14 protein-coding genes are annotated in these 18,575 nt (G+C 62.2%); 8 read left to right on the top strand and 6 right to left on the bottom strand.

The features are described from left to right. Window positions 1-62 precede the first annotated feature (62 nt). Together ABIA90_RS09825 and ABIA90_RS09820 are read right to left on the bottom strand one after the other, a co-directional pair. Entirely contained in the window at window positions 63-2,654 is a 2,592-nt protein-coding gene (locus ABIA90_RS09825) for a tetratricopeptide repeat protein (protein ID WP_354118685.1), read from the bottom strand. A 78-nt stretch (window positions 2,655-2,732) separates the two neighbouring features. Next, window positions 2,733-3,467, bottom strand: coding sequence for a HugZ family pyridoxamine 5'-phosphate oxidase (locus ABIA90_RS09820; RefSeq protein ID WP_354118684.1), 735 nt, complete (start codon window positions 3,465-3,467; stop codon window positions 2,733-2,735). A 241-nt stretch (window positions 3,468-3,708) separates the two neighbouring features. Between ABIA90_RS09820 and ABIA90_RS09815 the strand changes: the two genes are divergently transcribed. The 5 genes from ABIA90_RS09815 to ABIA90_RS09795 all read left to right on the top strand — a co-directional run bounded on the left by ABIA90_RS09815 (window position 3,709) and on the right by ABIA90_RS09795 (window position 7,709). Further along, the gene (locus tag ABIA90_RS09815) at window positions 3,709-4,410 is read left to right on the top strand and encodes a response regulator transcription factor (protein ID WP_038952081.1); all 702 of its coding nucleotides are present in this window, start codon (window positions 3,709-3,711) and stop codon (window positions 4,408-4,410) included. A gap of 117 nt (window positions 4,411-4,527) precedes the next feature. Further along, window positions 4,528-6,330: a sensor histidine kinase gene (locus ABIA90_RS09810; protein ID WP_063980741.1), complete on the top strand. Its 1,803-nt coding sequence runs from the start codon at window positions 4,528-4,530 to the stop codon at window positions 6,328-6,330. Beyond that, window positions 6,327-6,851, top strand: coding sequence for an HPr kinase/phosphorylase (locus ABIA90_RS09805; RefSeq protein WP_354118683.1), 525 nt, complete (start codon window positions 6,327-6,329; stop codon window positions 6,849-6,851). The genes ABIA90_RS09810 and ABIA90_RS09805 overlap by 4 nt, the downstream gene beginning before the upstream one ends. A 133-nt stretch (window positions 6,852-6,984) precedes the next feature. Beyond that, window positions 6,985-7,386 carry a PTS sugar transporter subunit IIA gene (locus tag ABIA90_RS09800; protein WP_007597752.1) on the top strand — a complete coding sequence of 134 codons (402 nt, stop codon included), beginning with the start codon at window positions 6,985-6,987 and terminating at the stop codon, window positions 7,384-7,386. Then, a complete protein-coding gene (locus ABIA90_RS09795; protein WP_063980739.1) occupies window positions 7,383-7,709 on the top strand; it encodes an HPr family phosphocarrier protein in 327 nt (108 codons plus the stop codon). Before ABIA90_RS09800 ends, ABIA90_RS09795 begins: the two co-directional genes overlap by 4 nt. Window positions 7,710-7,869: 160 nt before the next feature. Here ABIA90_RS09795 and ABIA90_RS09790 read toward each other — a convergent pair whose 3' ends face one another. After that, complete coding sequence (locus ABIA90_RS09790) at window positions 7,870-9,495, bottom strand: glycosyltransferase family 39 protein (protein ID WP_354118874.1); 1,626 nt, start codon at window positions 9,493-9,495, stop codon at window positions 7,870-7,872. Between the two features lie 126 nt (window positions 9,496-9,621). On the opposite strand from ABIA90_RS09790, the gene lepA reads away from it, so the two are divergent. Then, entirely contained in the window at window positions 9,622-11,433 is a 1,812-nt protein-coding gene (gene lepA / locus ABIA90_RS09785; protein ID WP_071916919.1) for a translation elongation factor 4, read from the top strand. A 712-nt stretch (window positions 11,434-12,145) separates the two neighbouring features. Continuing rightward, on the top strand, window positions 12,146-13,060 hold the full coding sequence (locus tag ABIA90_RS09780) for an alpha/beta fold hydrolase (RefSeq protein WP_354118682.1): 915 nt from the start codon (window positions 12,146-12,148) through the stop codon (window positions 13,058-13,060). Window positions 13,061-13,336: 276 nt separating this feature from the next. Here ABIA90_RS09780 and ABIA90_RS09775 read toward each other — a convergent pair whose 3' ends face one another. Then, window positions 13,337-14,920: a winged helix-turn-helix domain-containing protein gene (locus ABIA90_RS09775; protein ID WP_354118681.1), complete on the bottom strand. Its 1,584-nt coding sequence runs from the start codon at window positions 14,918-14,920 to the stop codon at window positions 13,337-13,339. A gap of 338 nt (window positions 14,921-15,258) precedes the next feature. On the opposite strand from ABIA90_RS09775, the gene ABIA90_RS09770 reads away from it, so the two are divergent. Continuing rightward, window positions 15,259-16,263, top strand: coding sequence for an ABC transporter substrate-binding protein (locus ABIA90_RS09770; RefSeq protein WP_354118680.1), 1,005 nt, complete (start codon window positions 15,259-15,261; stop codon window positions 16,261-16,263). 175 nt (window positions 16,264-16,438) lie between these two features. On the opposite strand, the gene ABIA90_RS09765 is transcribed toward ABIA90_RS09770, so the two are convergent. Together ABIA90_RS09765 and ABIA90_RS09760 are read right to left on the bottom strand one after the other, a co-directional pair. Further along, on the bottom strand, window positions 16,439-16,975 hold the full coding sequence (locus tag ABIA90_RS09765) for a hypothetical protein (RefSeq protein WP_354118679.1): 537 nt from the start codon (window positions 16,973-16,975) through the stop codon (window positions 16,439-16,441). A 484-nt stretch (window positions 16,976-17,459) separates the two neighbouring features. Further along, window positions 17,460-18,305 (bottom strand): hypothetical protein, encoded by an 846-nt coding sequence (locus tag ABIA90_RS09760; protein ID WP_354118678.1) that lies wholly within the window; start codon window positions 18,303-18,305, stop codon window positions 17,460-17,462. Window positions 18,306-18,575 lie beyond the last annotated feature (270 nt).

Genomic DNA, 18,575 nt, shown 5'->3' with positions numbered 1-18,575 from the left:
GCAACCAAATGCGCGATTCCGCGTTTCCTGTGGTTATTGCGACGCACAATCGCAGGACCGTCCTATCGTACCTCGCCTTCGCCGATGAGCGCGAACGGCCCCCACATCGCGGGATAGGCGTTGCGCGGTGACGAGGTGTCATCAACGTACGTCAACATCGCGCGGCGCAAGGCTTCGGCACGGCCGATTTTTGGTTCGTTCTTGAGCAGTTCGAAAGTCGACGTGGTCAAGCGGGTGGCAGCTTCCGAATCCACTGCCCAATGCGAGACCAGCAGCGCACGTGCACCCGCGTAGAAGAACGAGCGCGCCAGCCCCGACAGGGCCTCGGCGCCGGGCTTGTCGCCGGCGATGGTGTTGCAGGCCGACAGCACAACCCAATCCGCGTTGAGCTTGAGCTGAGCGACTTCACTTGCCGTGAGCAAGCCGTCATCCAGCTCCGTCGGCCGATCGGGAATGGAGAGCGCAAGCGAGGGCTCGCCCAATCCCTTGATATCGCCGGCCACGAGACCGTGGGTGGCAAAGTAGATGATGCTGTATTGAGCAAGCGCTGCACGCTTCAGCGTCGTTTCGCTGGCATCGCGGCCGAGATGGATGTCGGCCTCGGCCGCGCCGACATCCTTTGCTACCGCGTTCAACTCGTCCGCGGTATCCGGCAGTTGCGGCAGCGCCTGCGCAAGCCGCGCGCGATCGACGCCGGCCCCGCGCCAAAAATCGCTATAGGCAATTGTTGCAATGTTGCGTGCAGCGACCTTGCCGCTTGCAGCGCGGCGATCGGCCGGCCCTTCCAGCGCGGGATTGAACACGGGATCGCCAAAGCCGGTCATCGGCTTCACGCCCTGCTCCCGGCGCGCGACGGCACGCAGCGATTTCAGGCTGACCACCGAGGGCAGCACCGACACCGCCTGACGCCGCAATAGCCAAGCGGCGCTACGATAGCCTTCGAGCGTGTCCGGGATCGCAGCTTGCGGCGTCTCCGTGACGAGCAGATGAAACGGCAACGCCGTCAGCGCGGCCGACGGCACCACCAGCAGGTTGCGCTTGTCCTTCGTCAGCGCTTCGAGCGGGCCGAGCAGCGCGACATAAAGCTCGTTGGCGAGCCCGAGGTCGAACAGTCCTGATTTGCCGGAGGCATCGCGCGCCTTGCCGACATCGAGCCCCTTGCGGAAGGCAGTCACCTTCTGCGTCAGCGCGTCCGCGCCGAGCGGAATCTCCTTCCAGTCGACGCCTTCGCGCGTGATCGCGACGACATAGCTCTGCTTGTCGACGACGGAGTAGAGCACCATCGCCTCGTCGGGCGACAGCAAGGGCTGGATATCCTTGACCGCCAGCGGCAGGGGGTTGGAGAGCGACGCATAATCGGGAAACTCGACCGCGAGCGTCTTCTGCAAGCCCGTGCGCTCGTTCGCTATCGCCGCGATCCGCGCCCGGCTGCGCTGCTCGGCCGCGACGTCGCGCTGGGCCGGTTGCTTCGACACCGCGGCGATGATCGCCTTGTCGAGCGCCTCGGACTCGGCCGCAAGATCCTGGTCCCGGCGCACGAGCTCGGCGAGCCGGTCGCTACCGGCAGCAAGGCGCACGGCCAGCTTGTTCACGGCGGAGGCAGCGGAGGATTGCGTGCCGCGCTGAATCGCGGCAAGCGCCTCGTCCAGCGCCCTGTCGTCAGGCAGCAGATATTGCTGTCGCGCGGCGAACAGGACCGGCAGCACGACGCGCAACTGCGCGCGATTGGTCGCAAGCGTCTTTTCCGCGAGCGGCAGCGCGTCGGCGTTCCGGCCGGAGACGTAGAGGAAATAAGCGAGATTGCTGGTCGAGGTCGTGACGTCCGGATGATCGGGACCGAGCGCACGTTCGCGGATCGACAGCGCACGGCGATAGAGCAGCTCCGCATCGGCATAGCGCCGCTGGTGCTCGTAGAGACCGGCGAGATTGTTCAGCGAGCGCGCGACGTCGGGATGGTCCGGTCCCAGCACTTTTTCGCGGATCGCGAGCGAGCGCCTGATCGGCGCCTCGGCATCCGCATCGCGGTTGAGGTCGCGATCGAGCTGGCCGAGATTGTTCAGGAGCGTCGCGACCGCCGGATGCTCGGGGCCACCGGCCTTCTGGTAGATCGCGAGCGCGCGCTGAAACAACGGCTCGGCTTCGGCCTGACGCTGCTGCTTGACATAGTATGTGGCGAGATTGTTGAGGGACTGACCGACGTCGGGATGCTCGCGCGACAGCGCCTTCTCGCGCACGGCGAGCGCACGCTTGAACAGCGGCTCTGCCTCTGCAAAGCGGCTCTGCCTCTGATAGAGCGCGGCGAGGTTGTTCAGCACCGGTGCGATCTCGACACTGTCGAGACCGGTCCCCTTCTCCATCAGCGCAATGGCGCGCTTGTAGAGCGGCTCGGCCTGCTCGTCGTGACCCTGGTCGGCGTAGATCTGCGCGAGGTTGTTGAGCGCGCCCGCGAGATCACGATTGTTGGCGGTCTTCTCGAGAGACGCCACCATGGCCTGCGCCAGCGGCAGCGCCTCCGAATATTTGCCGGCGCTTCGGAGTGCGTTGATCCGCGCGCTCTCCGCGGCGAGACCTTTCTGGGCAAAGCCGGGCGTGGCAAGCGATGCGGTGATCGCGAGCGCCAAACCCGCAACCAGCGTCAAACGACGGCGTATCATGAACCCTCTCGCTGCCGACTTCGAACCATTGCGGTCTTGGGTCGCAGCGATGGGGGGCAGCGTTCAAATTGTTGCGCGCTAGTCCACCTTCGCGCGCGCTTCGCCAGCAAGGCGGACCAGCATCTTGCGCAGCGCCGTGCCGTCAGTCACCCGCTCCGGGAAGTCCAGCCGCAGCGCAGTCTGGCCATCCTGCATGTCGAGGCCTTCGGGGTCGCAGCCGATGCAGCGCCAGTCGCCCTCCGCCGCGCCGAGGAGTTTTGTTGCATAGAGGCCCATGGCGTCGCGGTGGTCGGCATTCATGTGCGCGACCGCCCCCTCCTCCGCCGCCAGCAGATCCTCGGCGCCGGCAAGGTCCGTCAGGAACTGCTCGGGCTTGAGATCGACGATGCGGCCGAAGCCGGCGACCAGATGGGTTCCCGTGGGCCGAATTCTGAAGAACGAGAAATCCTTAAACGAAACAAACGCTTCGGCCGATGGATGGGCATTGAGATACCGCCGCTGGAGCAGATCCTTGTCGGCATCGGCCTGTTCCGCCCGGCCGGACAGCATGATCCGGGCACCCTCCAGTGGATCGCCGGCCGCGCGTTCGTCCAGCATCAGGGAGACCCGGTGATCCGCCAGGATGTTCCTGGTGTGCACGGCCAGGCCCGAGATCAGCAGGATCGGCGAGCCGTCGGGGTGGCTCGCCAGATTGACGAGGGAGCAATAGGGATCGCCGCTGCCGGCCATCAGCGTTGCAAGCGCCCCCTGGCGCGAGCGCCTGAGCAGCGATTTGGCGAGCTTTCCGGGGTCGAAATCAGGGGTCGGGTGCATCGGCTTTCTCGGGTCAGGTGGTTGCAAGGGAGGTCTTTTTTCGGGTAAACGGGGGTCAGGTTAAGGGTCGAAACGCGGCGAATCTGCTGCGCTTCGTGGAACTTGGTCACACTTCAGCCCAGCTTGCATTGCTCGGTGACAAGGTTCGACCGCCGAATTCGGCACCCGTGTATGCGGCGCATCAGTGAATTGCTCGCCGTTTCAAGCCACGACCCAAACGGAAAGCAGAAAGCAGAGGCTCATGCCCACAATCGCTTTGGTCGACGACGACCGCAACATTCTCACATCCGTCTCGATCGCGCTGGAGGCCGAAGGCTATCGCATCATGACCTACACCGACGGCGCCTCCGCGCTCGACGGCTTCCGCACCACCCAGCCCGATCTTGCCATCCTCGACATCAAGATGCCGCGCATGGACGGCATGGAAACGCTGCGCCGGCTGCGGCAGAAATCCGACCTGCCGGTGATCTTCCTGACCTCCAAGGACGAAGAGATCGACGAACTGTTCGGCCTCAAGATGGGCGCCGACGACTTCATCCGCAAACCCTTCTCGCAGCGCCTGCTGGTCGAGCGCGTCAAGGCTGTGCTGCGCCGCTCTGCGCCGAAGGACCCGACCGTCGCGCCGAAGGAGAACGATGCCAAGGCGCTCGACCGCGGCCTGCTGCGCATGGACCCCGAGCGGCACACCTGCACCTGGAAGAACGAGCCGGTGACGCTGACCGTCACCGAATTCCTGATCCTCCAGGCGCTGGCAACCCGGCCCGGCGTGGTGAAGAGCCGCAACGCGCTGATGGACGCCGCCTATGACGACCAGGTCTATGTCGACGACCGCACCATCGACAGCCACATCAAGCGGCTGCGCAAGAAGTTCAAGGTGACCGACAACGAGTTCGAGATGATCGAGACGCTCTACGGCGTCGGCTACCGCTTCAAGGAAGCCTAAGGCTCACGCGCCTTCACGAAAGACTGAGAGCATCGCCGGTTCTCGTTCCATCGGGACCGGGATGGCTCTAGGATGCGGGGACCCTTCGCACGAGATGTCCTAACGCGGGCGTAAGCATTGCTTGACCGAACGCAGCCTGACGAGAACCAGAATGCCGGGGATATCGCATCCGACGGCGTACCGGAGCACGTCGCCGACGACAAGCCGGCCGCGCAAGGTTGGCGGCCGTTCTCCTGGCTGACGCGTGCCGGTCAGTATTTCTTCGCGCTCTCCTTCTCGAGCCTGACCCGCCGCATCGTCTCGCTCAACCTCGCCGGCCTCGTCGCGCTGGTCGCGAGCATTCTCTATCTCTCGCAGTTCCGCGCCGGCCTGATCGACGCGCGTGCGCAGAGCCTGCTGGTGCAGGCCGAGATCATCGCCGGTGCCATCGGAGCGTCGGCGACCGTGCAGACCAACGCGATCACGGTCGATCCTGACCGCCTGCTCGATCTGAAGCTCGGCGACAGCTACGGCGAATCCGACGATTATTCGGCGCTGAACTTCCCGATCAGCCCGGAGCGCGTGGCACCCGTGCTGCGCACACTGATCTCGCCGACCAAGACGCGGGCGCGGATATTCGACCCCAACGGGACGGTGCTGCTCGACAGCCGCGACCTCGAGAACGTGCTGATCTTCCCGTTGCCGCCGCCATCGCAGAAGCCCGGCGTGATCGAGCGCGGCCTGACCTCGGTGCGCCTCTGGATCAACCGCGGTGACCTGCCGCTGTATCGCGAGCTCGGGCGCGAGAACGGCAATGGCTATTCGGAAGTAAGCGACGCGCTCCAGGGCCAGAAGCGTTCGATGGTGCGGGTCAATTCGCGCGGCGAGGTGATCGTTTCGGTCGCAGTCCCCGTGCTGCGCTCGCGCGCCATCCACGGCGCCCTGATGCTGTCGACGCAGGGCGACGACATCGACCAGATGGTCACCGCCGAGCGCCTGGCGATCCTGAAGGTCGGCGGCGTCGCTGCCGCGGTCATGATCATGCTGTCGCTGCTGCTCGCCAGCACGATCGCAGGTCCGGTGCGCCGGCTCGCCGACAGCGCCGAGCGCGTCCGCCGCCGCATCAAGGCGCGCATCGAGATTCCCGACTTCACCCGGCGCCGCGACGAAATCGGTCACCTGTCCGGCGCGCTGCGCGACATGACCAGCGCGCTCTACAGCCGCATCGAGGCGATCGAGATGTTCGCCGCCGATGTCGCGCATGAACTGAAGAACCCGCTGACCTCGCTGCGCTCCGCGGTCGAGACGCTGCCGCTGGCGCGCAACGAGACCAGCCGCGCGCGCCTGCTCGAGGTGATCGAGCATGACGTCAAGCGGCTCGACCGCCTCATCTCCGACATCTCCGACGCCAGCCGCCTCGACGCCGAATTGCAGCGCCAGGATGCGGTCCGGGTCGACCTGCGCCGCCTGCTGACGACGCTCGTGTCCGTCGCCAATGAAACCAAGCTCGGCCATGACGTCGCGGTCGAAACGCGCTTCGAAGGCCGCGGCGCGACCGACGCGTTCTCCGTGACCGGGCACGATTCGCGGCTCGGGCAGGTGGTCTCCAACCTGCTCTCCAACGCGCAGTCATTCTCCGAGCCCGGCAGCAAGGTGCGCCTCACCTGCCGCCGCGTCCGCTCCGAGATCGAGATCGTGGTCGACGACGACGGGCCCGGCATCCGCGACGACGCGCTGGAGCGCATCTTCGAGCGCTTCTACACCGACCGTCCGCACCAGGGCTTTGGCCAGAACTCCGGCCTCGGCCTGTCGATCTCCAAGCAGATCGTCGATGCCCATGGCGGACGCATCTGGGCCGAGAACCGCCCGGGCCCTGTGGACGAGGACGGAGCGCCTACGGTTGTCGGCGCGCGTTTCGTGGTGAGGCTGCCGGCGCTATGAGCGACGGTGGCCCCAGCGTTCATGCCTCGGCGGTCAAGGTCGGGACTCTGGCGGTGCTGATCCGCGGGCCCTCAGGCTCCGGCAAGTCGCGCCTTGCCTTCGATTTGATCATGGCGGGACGCGCCGGCGTGGTCGAAAGGGCCGTTCTGGTCGGCGATGACCGTGTCCATCTGGCGACAGTCGGCGATGAAATTGAAGTCCGCCCCGCGCCGCTGCTGGCCGGCCTGATCGAGATTCGGGGACTGGGAATCCGCCGCTGCGACTTCGTGGAGCATGCGACCGTCGGCCTCGTGGTCGATCTGGACGCCGCCGACGCGGAACGCCTGCCTGCGGCGGAATCACTGAAAACAAGCATTTTCGGTGTCAAAATACCGCGAATCCCCGTCGGGCGCGACTATTCGCCCCTCCCTTTGGTTGTTGCGGCCTTGACCACTACCAAGAGTTCATCTTCGGTTAACCCTTCAGGCGATTGTTTGAAGGGAAATGGTAACCATATGAACCCCACTATCGCGACCGAATAGACCGGCGCAGCTCCCCTCATCCATCCGTCTAGTTTCAGGGAGATACGCAACATCCCCTCTTGCGCGGGGGCTCTGGATGGTCAAAGTGGCGCGTTCGTGCGGTGCACCAAAAGCGCCCGCGAGGAGTTTTCCGATGATTGGTCTAGTACTTGTGACCCACGGGCGCCTTGCCGACGAATTCAAGGCAGCGCTTGAGCATGTCATGGGCCCACAAAAGCAAATCGAAGCGATCACGATCGGTGCCGAAGATGATTCCGATCTCTGCCGAAGCGACATCATCGAGGCGGTCAACCGCGTCGATTCCGGCGACGGCGTCGCGATCCTCACCGACATGTTCGGCGGCACGCCGTCGAACCTTGCAATATCCTGCATGAGCCGGCCGAAGGTCGAGGTGCTCGCGGGCATCAACCTTCCCATGCTGGTGAAGCTTGCCAAGGTGCGCGAGGAGCGTCCGCTGCCCGACGCGATCGCGATGGCCCAGGAAGCGGGTCGCAAATACGTCACCATTGCCAGCCGCGTGCTCGCCGGCAAATGAGCGACGACGCGCCGCTCGGAAACCAGGCCGGGACAGGCGTGCCGGCGGGAGCCATTTCCAAAGACCTCCTGATCATCAACAAGCGCGGCCTGCACGCCCGCGCCTCGGCGAAATTCGTCCAGGCGGTGGAGCGCTTCAACGCGCAGGTGTGGGTGACGCGCGGCGGCGAGACCGTCGGCGGCACCTCGATCATGGGCCTGATGATGCTGGCCGCGGGACCGGGCACGACGATCACGGTCGCCGCCGCCGGTGACGATGCCCAGGCTGCGCTTGCGGCGATTACCGAGCTCGTTGAAAGCAAGTTCAACGAGGAAGGGATCTGAGCCACGCGCTCGGTGCCGTAGGGTGGGCAAAGGCGCGTAGCGCCGTGCCCACCATCTCGCGACAATCGCCATAGAAGTGGTGGGCACGCTTCCGCCGTCGCTCTTCGAGCTATGGCGGACAAGTCGCTTTGCCCACCCTACGAGACCTACAACGCCGAAATCACTTCGCCGGCGGCGCGATGTAGATGTTCCAGCTCATCGACGGGCCGGCCTTGCCGTGGGTGAAGCGGCGCGTCGTCATCACGATGCGCTCGGCGTTCGGCGCGATCTCCGAGACCCATTTCTCGAACGCCGGGAGGCGGCCATCGGTCGGATCGAACACGCCGATGAAGCCATACTTCCTGGCATCCTCGCGCGACGTCAGCCCGGAATCCCAGGCTTCGAGCGGCATCAACGCGGCCGGATGATCGGGGCTGTAGAACACCATCGGCTGGATCGACTCCATGGTGCCGGCGACGACCGCCCAGCGCGAGCCGAAACGCGTGTGCCAGGCCTGCGTCAATTCATGCGCCAACTCCGAGCGCGCGCCGTAGGTCGCCGTATTGCTGGCATTGGCCGCCATCTCGCGCGCGGCGATCCAGGGCGAGGCGGCGAGCGTGGCGACGCTGAGAACGAGCCAGATCGCGGCGATGTTGAACAGGGCCGCACTCTGCACCCGCAGCGCCGGGATCGCGACCAGCGCCAAGGGCACCAGGAAGAACAGCGAGATGCCCCAATCGGTCTTCATGTAGATGCTGAAGGCCAGCGCGCCGAGCGGCGGGCCGACCGCGACGATGACCTGGATGATCCAGACGTTCAACGCCTGCGCAACATTGACGCCGGGATTGGCGCCGCGCCCCCACGCGCGCGTGACGATGCGTAACGGTGCGCGCAGCAGCAGCGTGAACCAATGTGGCACCAGTGCCATTGCGAGCGCGGCCAGCGCCACCGGCAGCGCCAGCAGCGCCAAATTATGCAGGGCATAGCCCGCCACGAGCTGATGGACCTGCCGGCTGTCATCGAGACTGTAGGTATCGCCGGCATAGGTCAGCGGCACGAAATGCACGCCCGCAAGCCAGACGAGGTGCGGGATCATCGCCACCACCATCGTCACGATCGCCACCCACGGCGCCGGCGACAGCAGGAATCGCAGCCGATCGGGATGAATCAGCGCGGCAAGGCCGATGGCGCCGATCATGGTCAGCACCCAGTATTTCGTCATCAGCGCCAGCGCGCCGGCGAGCCCGAACCAGATACCGGACTGCCAGGTCCGCTTCTCGAAGGCGTTGAGATAGGCGAGCACGAGCAGCGGCAGCGTGACGAGCTGGAGCAGGTCGGGGTTGTACTTGAAACCCTTGAAATTGAAGATCGGGTAGAGCGCGACCATCACCACGACCAGGAACGCACGCCGCGCGTCCACGACGCGCAAGCTCAGCAGCCAGCAGATCACCATGCCGACGCCGACGGTCGCCATCGCCAGCGCATAGGTCGCCCAGTCCGCCGCCGGGAACACCTTGAACCAGAGGCCGGCGACCCAGCCCGACAGCGGCGGGTGCTTGCCGTAGCCCCACAGGAACTCCTGGCCCCAGCCATAGGCTTCTGCGACGTCCATGTGAACGTCCTGCGCTGCCTTGAGATTGATCAGGATGAAGGTCCAGAGCACCGCATGCAGGATGGCGAGCTGGATCACCAGCCAGAGCCGCGCCTCGGGCCGGATCGCGCAGGCGACCAGCCAGGCCCGGAAGCGGTTAAAGCTCACCCGGGCTTTTACGCGTGTTCGGGCGGAGGGGATCGAGGTCGTGGACATGAGCCTGGACATGGGCCGTTGCGTAGCGCGTTTTGGGCCCTCGTGGAATCAGCTTGGCGTGAAGAAAGGCCCTGAAAATACAGCAATATGGTTGCCGCACGGGGATGTGAGTGGTATCCCGCGCCCATGACGACCGTCCCCATTTCGAACATCCGCAACTTCTCCATCGTCGCCCATATCGACCATGGCAAGTCGACGCTGGCCGACCGCCTGATCCAGATGACCGGCGGCCTCACCGACCGCGAAATGGCGGGCAAGGAGCAGGTGCTCGATTCCATGGACATCGAGCGCGAGCGCGGCATCACCATCAAGGCGCAGACGGTCCGCCTTGCCTACCACGCCAAGGACGGCAAGGATTACATCTTCAACCTGATGGACACGCCCGGCCATGTCGACTTCGCCTACGAAGTCTCGCGGTCGCTGGCGGCCTGCGAGGGTTCCCTGCTGGTGGTCGACGCCAGCCAGGGCGTCGAAGCGCAGACGCTCGCCAACGTCTACCAGGCGCTCGACAACAATCACGAGATCGTCCCGGTCCTGAACAAGGTCGACCTTCCCGCGGCCGAACCCGAGAAGATCAAGCAGCAGATCGAGGACGTCATCGGCATCGATGCCTCCGACGCCGTGATGATCTCGGCCAAGACCGGCCTCGGCGTCCCCGACGTGCTGGAAGCCATCGTCACCCGCCTGCCGCCGCCGAAGGGCGACCGCGACGCGACCTTGAAGGCGCTCTTGGTCGACAGCTGGTACGACGTCTATCTCGGCGTGGTCGTGCTGATCCGCGTGGTCGACGGCGTCATGAAGAAGAACCAGCGCATCCGCATGATGGGCACAGGCGCGGCGTATGACGTCGAGCGCGTCGGCTTCTTCACCCCGAAGATGGAGCAGGTCGACGAGCTCGGCCCCGGCGAGATCGGCTTCATCACCGCGGCGATCAAGGAAGTCGCCGACACCCGCGTCGGCGACACCATCACCGACGACAGGAAGCCGGTCACCGAAATGCTGCCGGGCTTCAAGCCGGCGATCCCGGTGGTGTTCTGCGGCCTGTTCCCGGCCGACGCCAATGACTTCGAAACGCTGCGCGGGGCGATGGGCAAGTTGCGCCTCAACGACGCGAGCTTCTCCTACGAGATGGAAACCTCGGCTGCGCTGGGCTTCGGCTTCCGCTGCGGCTTCCTCGGGCTGTTGCACCTCGAGATCATCCAGGAGCGGCTGTCGCGCGAGTTCGACCTCAATTTGATCGCGACCGCGCCAAGCGTGATCTACAAGATGCACCTGACCGACGGCCAGGAGATCTCGATCCACAATCCGGTCGACATGCCCGACGTGGTCAAGATCGCAGATATCGAGGAGCCCTGGATCGAGGCCACCATCCTCACTCCCGACGAATATCTCGGCAGCGTGTTGAAGCTGTGCCAGGACCGCCGCGGCGCGCAGAAGGAGCTGACCTATGTCGGCTCCCGCGCCATGGTGAAGTACGATCTGCCGCTCAACGAAGTCGTGTTCGATTTCTACGACCGCCTGAAATCGGTCTCGAAGGGCTACGCCTCGTTCGACTATCACCTCACCGACTACAAGGTGGCCGATCTCGTCAAGATGCAGATCCTGGTCAACAACGAGCCGGTCGACGCGCTGTCGATGCTGGTGCATCGCACCCGCGCGGAGGGGCGCGGCCGCGCCATGGTCGAGAAGATGAAGGAGCTGATCCCGCCGCACATGTTCCAGATCCCGATCCAGGCGGCGATCGGCGGCAAGGTGATCGCGCGCGAGACGGTGCGCGCGCTGCGCAAGGACGTCACCGCAAAGTGCTACGGCGGCGACATCACGCGTAAGCGGAAACTTCTGGAGAAGCAGAAGGAAGGCAAGAAGAAGATGCGGCAGTTCGGCAAGGTCGACATCCCGCAGGAAGCCTTCATTGCCGCGTTGAAGGTGGATAGCTGAGGCGAACGCTCAGGCCACTCCGGACCCGACGAGATCGGGGCCCGGCCCGACACAGCGGGGGCCGACAAGCAAAATTCGCGAAAACAACCCCATGCACAGTAGCCGGGCCCTTGTCGGCATTGGGCTTTTTCGATTTTACGAAATCGATTTGACCCGTCGGGCAAAACAGGGGCATGATGTCATCATGGCAGCGGGTGTCCAGCAGGCGTCCATCAGAACGCACCATCTCCGCCGCCGACCGATTGGCAACCTCTGAATTCGATATCCAGGCGCCACGTCGATGACGGCTTGCGTCGGCTTCTGGCCTGCCAAGCACGCTCCTCGAAGACCGCTTTTGACCCGAAGCAGACGTCGACCAGCCATCAGCTGCGCAATCGCTCGCGAGGCGATCCTGGGGAGCGGTGTGACGTTTTGTGCACCCCCTGCGTGTGTTTGAACTGGTAGTATAGGTAGCGGCGGGCTCACCTCATTGCCCCTTGCCGATGCGGCGCCCTGCCCACCAGACCCGCCGGATCGGCCACCCTGGCCGCATCGCGCGTATAGGCCACGGGGACTCGAACCCCGAACCACCGGATTCATAGGGCGTAATCCGACTCCTAGAGTCCCACCTTACCGCCGAGAATCGCGGATTAGACTACAGCTTAGTAAGTGAAGCCGAAGCAGAAAGGTCTCACAACACCAGGAGAGTCATACGCAACCGAGAACGCTCCTCTTGAAACACATCGTCCTCATATCGGTAGCAGCCATGTTCTTCGTCGCGAGTCCGTCGTTCGCGCAGCAGAAAGGCGCGTCCTCTTCGGAGATAAAAACAAAAGAGGTGGGAGTTGATGGCCTCACACTGCATTACATTGAACTCGGGCAAGGAACTCCAGTGGTGTTGGTGCACGGCACATTGGAGGATTACCGCACGTGGGATGGACAGCTTGAGGCGTTCTCGAAGGGATATCGACTGATCTCGTACAGTCGTCGGTACCACTATCCAAATGAATGGCCCAAAGATGCAACGGATTTTTCCGTCACCCTACATGCAAGAGACCTGGCTGCATTCATCAAGGCACTTAATCTACCCCCGGTTCATCTCGTTGGTCATTCGTATGGGGCGTTCATTGCGTTCCTGGTCGCACGAGATCACCCGGAGGTCATTCGCAGTCTGACGCTGGGCGAACCGCCTATAATGCCGCTACTGAAAACGACTCCTGAAGGAGATGCTCTTCTTAGCGCCGTTATCACGAGATCAATCGCTACGAGCGAAGCATTCAAGCAGGGGAATGACGAAGAAGGAGTGCGTCGATTTGTGAACGGCGTGTTGGGCGATGGTTCGTACGAGAAACTCCCACCTCCCGTTCTGAAGCGCGTCATGGACAATGTCCGAGAACTGAAAGGCGAAGCCGCATCGCGAGACCTCTTCCCGCCCACCACATGCGAGGACGTGCAGAAGGTGAAGGCGCCAACATTGCTCGTCGACGGGGAGCTCAGCCCTAAGGTGTTCCATGTCGTCGACGACATGCTGGAGCACTGCCTGCCGAGCGTCGAACGTGCAACGATTCCGGCGGCATCTCATCAGATGGAGGTTGAGAACCCCCAAGCCTTCAATGATACGGTGCTTGCATTCATTGCAAAGCACTGAACTGTTGCATCTCGTTCAAGATCGTTGATGCCGTTTTCCGGGAGCTCGGCCGGACGATCGAGCGCTTCCGGGCGGCCGCGGCCCGGCGCGCGCCGCCTCGCACTGATAGTGCCGCAGGTTGGGCCCTTGCCGGGCCGGATTGGGTCACGATGCATCCAATGTCGCCTTTTGGCCCGTGTGAGACATGGCGGTGCATTCCGACGATTTCCGTTCACAGGGGTAAACCGGAAGAGAGCGGCACGCGGCCATAGTGACGCGATAGACCGATCGCCGGCATCACCCCTCCGGTACTCCGGCGATGTACAATCCCCTAACCAAGCGCCTGGCTCCTACAACGAAATTCGCGCCGCCGCCGCGCACTGGAACGTTTCTGAGGCGACGGATTGTAAATGTCGGATCAAGTGCAAGTCCGGTTTTGGCGGCCACTTGCGCCTCGTTCAGCCTCCCAAGAAGCGCGAGCGCTGCAGCATACCCGAAATGCAGCAGCGGATAGTTTCGGTTGGCCTCGATTCCTCGCGCACACCAAGCGGCCGCTTCAGCGTCTGCTGCGATCTGCAGCTTGGCAAAGCCCGCTGTATTCATCCATCGGAAGGCGGAGATATCGCGAGGGGAAAGGCGCAGTGCTTCGTTGACGTGGAACTCGGTATCTGCACCGCAACCCATATAGAACTTAGCCTGGCCCATCATCTCGTGAGCGTCAGCCAGATTGCGATCCAGGGCCAAGGCTCGCTCGCACTCAGCCACGCCTTGCGCCGTCCGGTTCGTATAGATCAGCACCATGGCCAAGGTGAAATGAGCCCAGGCATGGTCCGGAGCGAGGCGGAGCGCCTTTAGCACCATGGTCTCTGCCGCTGCCAGATACGAAGGCCCATTGTCGGTCAGGAATGCCGCGACAAGCGCTGTCTCGACCAACGCGCTCCAGCTCATGGCGTCGACATTTTGCGGATCAGTCGCCAGAGCCCGTTCAAAAGAACTACGAGCTTCTGTCAAATTCTCGAGTGTCGCTCCCCTATTGCAAGAATGGCGGCCCTGGAAATAGAGATCCATGGCATCGGGATTCAACGTTCTTGCCGCGCGACGCGCCTCAGCCACGATGAGCTGGTTGTCTAAAGTCCGCGCAATCCTGGCTACGATTTCGTCCTGCATATCGAGCAGATCGGCGAAGGGCTTGTCGAAGCGGTCGGCCCACAGATGATTGCCCGTCGTCGCGTCGATCAATTGAACATTCACCCGGAGACGATCGTCGCAACGCTGCACCGAGCCTTCGAGCGCGTAGCGAACATTCAACTCGCGACCTATCTGCCTGACATCGACCGATTTGCCTTTGTAGGTGAACGCGGTGTGTTGGCCGATGACGAATGAGCCACTGATACGTGATAAATCCGTGGTGAGGCTCCCGGTCACGCCATCGACAAAGTAGTCCTGCTCTGGGGCGCTGCTGAGATTGACGAAGGGCAACACAACGATGGAAAGGCGAGGTGGTGAAAGCGACCTCTGCGCTGCATCATCGTTCTGCGCCACATGGCCAAGGGGGACGGTTGTGGGCCTTTGCGCCTCCTGCACTGTGCCAACAAAGCGGAAACCCTTGCGGGGCATCGTCCTTATCAGACGCTGTCTCTCGCCCGTGTCGCCAATTGCGCCGCGAGCAGCATTCATGCGCGTCGTGAGCGCGGCATCCGAGACGATGCGACCACTCCAAACAGCACCGAGGAGGTCGTCCTTGCTAACAACCCGCTCCCTGTTGCGAATGAGGTAAAGGAGCAAGTCAAACGTTTGTGGCGCAGTCGCAATCAGCACGGCTCCGCAGCGCAGCTCGCGCTGGTCCGTGTCCAATACGTAGTCTTCGAAGAGATAGCGCAAGGCCGTCTTCTCCGCCCGATAGACCACATTTCTTCCCAAACGCGCTCATCGCAGAAGGACACCAAGAATAGGCCGGAGACGAGAGAAAAGTAAGCTGTTCGTTCAGGGATGACCGACGGCGGCCGATATGGAGCGGCTAGGCACTTCCGCTCGTGCCCCATCGCTTCCGTTGACGCGGTGCAGCTGTGTCGGGTGATGGCGGCAGAGCGGAAGTTTGCCCCTGAGCGCCAAACCGACGCTTTTGACCCAACCCGGACATCGCAGAGCCACCTTTGATTTTCAGTATCGCCTTTTAGACGCTAAGATGCGTTGACCTAGACTCTAGCTAGGGGGCGAACATGAGGCGGCGTGCTTTTCTCGGTGCCGTTTGTGGTGCGGTCGCATTGCCGCGGCTGGCTGCGGCGGCGGAGAGCGCCAAGAAGAAACGTCTTGCTATTTTCGTCCCGTCAGAGCCGAGCGCGGACTGGCACGAGCTTAGCGGGAAAAAATATCCTCGAGCCCTCTTCGCCGAGCTGCGACGGTTGGGACAGATCGAGGGACAAAACCTCAAAGTCGAAAGTTATGGACGAGAGCAAAACACGTCCGGCCTCGAGGCCTTGGCGACGGAAATCGTTAGCAGCAACCCGGACGTCATTCTCCTCGGTGGTCCTGGCGCACTCATCTTCAAAAAACTGACATCGCGTATTCCAATCGTAACGATAACTGCCGACCCCGTTCGACTGGGGATTGCCGAAAGTCTGGCTCGCCCGGGCGGAAATTTTACGGGAGCCAGCATCGACGCCGGTCCATCAATTCATGGAAAGCGGATTGCACTGCTGCGCGAAATCTTTCCTTCAATATCAAAACTTGGCTTGCTCGCTCTTCACATCCAATACAGCGGGCTCGTCAAGGGTTCGCCTATCCCCGCAGCGGCCCAGGAGGCTGGCCTACCTATCGCGGTGTCGCTACTGGATGTTGGTGCTCAAGAAAATGACTGGCGGGCGGCGGTAGAGAGCCTTTCCGGCGAAGGCGCAAATGCAGTCATGGTGGTCGACTCCCCTGAAACTTTTCAAAACAGCGCTTTGATCGCCAAGTTGCTGACCGACGCGAGACTTCCGGCGATTTTCGCGTTCACCGAATCCGTCGAAGCCGGGGGCCTAATGGCCTACTCCTTTGATCTAGTCGAATTGTATATGCGCGCGGCCAACAACATCGACGCAATTTTCCGCGGAGCAAAAGCTGGCGATATTCCATTCTACCAAGTGACCAAATTCGATCTGTCCATCAACTTGAAGACGGCCAGGCAGCTGGGCCTTTCCGTCTCTCCTGCACTCTCGGCCAGTGCCGACAAGGTCATCGAGTGAACAGGTCCGGTTATGGCCCGCAGGTGACATGCCCGCGCAGTCCGACGATTTCCGTTCACAGCGGCAGACCGGAAGGGAGCAGCACGCGGCCATCGTGACGCGATTGATCCGAAGGCGACACACGGCGAGCTTCAACTTCGGGACGTCAACCCTATTGGCCAATCATAGTTCGAGATTATTGAGCCTGCTTCAAGTAGGCTTCAACCTCGCGCAGGTCATTCTGCGGAGGAAATGACAGAAGAGCCTGAGACGGACTGCACCACGGATAGGGAAGCGAAGATAGCCAGCGCATCACGCCATCGAGTTCGGCGCCCGATAAGACTTTCATGACTTCAATGGTGATCACCAGCCTCACCACTTTTCCGTGCTCATTGAAATGCCAGTCGTAACGTCCGCATCCAACTCGCAGCGGTTGCCCGCTGGCCTTAGCGGACATCCCCACCAACCAATGGCACTGAAAGCGCGCTCGGTCAGTCTCGGAAGGCTGGGATAGGCAGAACGTGTAGATGTTCTCGTATTCGACACCAAAACGACGCACCAAAATTTCTTCCACAGCGTTCAAGCCGGAAGCCGTGTTGGGGAACGAAATAGCGTCGGTCTTGACGACCATTTCGAGTGCAATCTCTTCAGAGAACGCCTGCCTCATCAAGAACGGTCGGTTGCCGTCCTTGGCCAAGATGTAGGTTCTTACTGCTTCGGCAGGTGTGGGCATGGTGCCTCAGGCTAGCACACTCAGGCTCCAAACGGGAATGTCCGCTTCTGGCCCATCAGCGAAGTGGCGAAACCTTTCATTGAGGCCCGCTTGGTTGGGGTGGAGCGGACTGACTTTGCTCACTCTGCGTTCTTCGCATTTTGACCCAATTGAGACACCGGTCGCGTTCCAGCGTACCCAATATGAAGGGCTACAACCCGCCGATTCAGGCCCCGACCAAATTTGACTGGTGATCAACTTCAAGACCGCCAAGAAGCGCTCGACCTCGACGTGTCGTTGCATCGCCAGCGGCCCACCGACGAGGTGATCAAACTAAATGAGAGATGCTGTTTGCCGCCGGTTCCAGCCAGCCGATGATCTCTTTGTTGACGTGGTGAATTGCGAGTGCGAGGTGCGTGTCGGTGGACTTAACGCCGCCGAAGCAGATGACTCCGCAATCGCTGAAGCGGTGGGGATTGGTGCAGTCATCCGCCCAGGGAACTGGTTACGCGCCAGTCGTCACGATGCAGTTGATCACAGACGGGTAATCACTTTGCTCCTGTAAGCGAATAAATTCCTTGATTGCGCGATAACACGTCGGCATTGACGCACTTCCACCCATGCTTTGGTTCGCCCAACGATCCAACATGACATGCGTCTTGACAATTTCTGCGTTCGCCGCGCGCAGGATACCGATGGAAGACGAAGCCGTTTCAAACAGATACTTGTGGAAGCTGATCACGAAAGTATCGCTTCTCGGTAACCCGTTGCCATACGGAAGAAGGTCCACATCCCGCACAGTCTTTATATTTTTATAGAGCCACTGCGAATCGATCAACGCTTTCCCAATCCCTCTTCCCTCAACGCCAAGCGGAGCAACCCACTCGGGGCCCGGGGCTATGGTGGACCAAAAGATCACGCGATCATCACGGCGGTTCTCCATCGCCTTGAGCATGCAGAGGAACCGTTCCTTCTGTGGGTCGTTCGAATGCTCCACCTCGTACTGGAGCTTCTTGAGTTTGTCGGGCCAGGGTATGGGTGCAGGTGGGGGCGGAGGCGGCACAGCGGGAAGATAGATTTTGCGCAGCTTCGGGTCAGCCCCGATGAACGCGTAATTGCGCCCCCCGTCACGGCTGTGGCGGCAACCCACGAGCTCTCGCAAATACCAATTCACCTCCTCAGGAACGTGCGTTTGGAAATTGAACTCGATTAACGCCCACGCATCTATGTGCTCGCGCGCCGCAATTTTCCACCAGTCGTCCGTATCCAAGACCGGATATTCGCGCCCGCCTTTGGGCGGCCACAAGCCGCGTTTCTGCACTGGATTAAGAGGAACTTTGATATTGACCATTCAACGCCTCCGCGCAGTCCGAACCGCAGCGCGATACGCACCGGCCACGGCGGCGAAAGAAATGAAGTTTCGCCGGCAACATCGGAATGGCAACACGTCGGCGACGCGCCCGATATGAACTATCTCACATTTGTTCTGGCGCCAGCCGCCCGCGAACAATGTCGCCCTTGGCTCATCGCGCCACTTTCCGCGCCGCGAGAGAACTTCCGAAGCTGGTGCCAGACCGGAAGTCGTCGGCTAAAGGTCCAGGCTGGTGCTTCTGACCCAAAG

Source organism: Bradyrhizobium sp. LA6.8, from assembly GCF_040547935.1.
Classification (GTDB): domain Bacteria; phylum Pseudomonadota; class Alphaproteobacteria; order Rhizobiales; family Xanthobacteraceae; genus Bradyrhizobium; species Bradyrhizobium barranii.
This window is presented reverse-complemented; position numbering and strand designations above follow the sequence as displayed.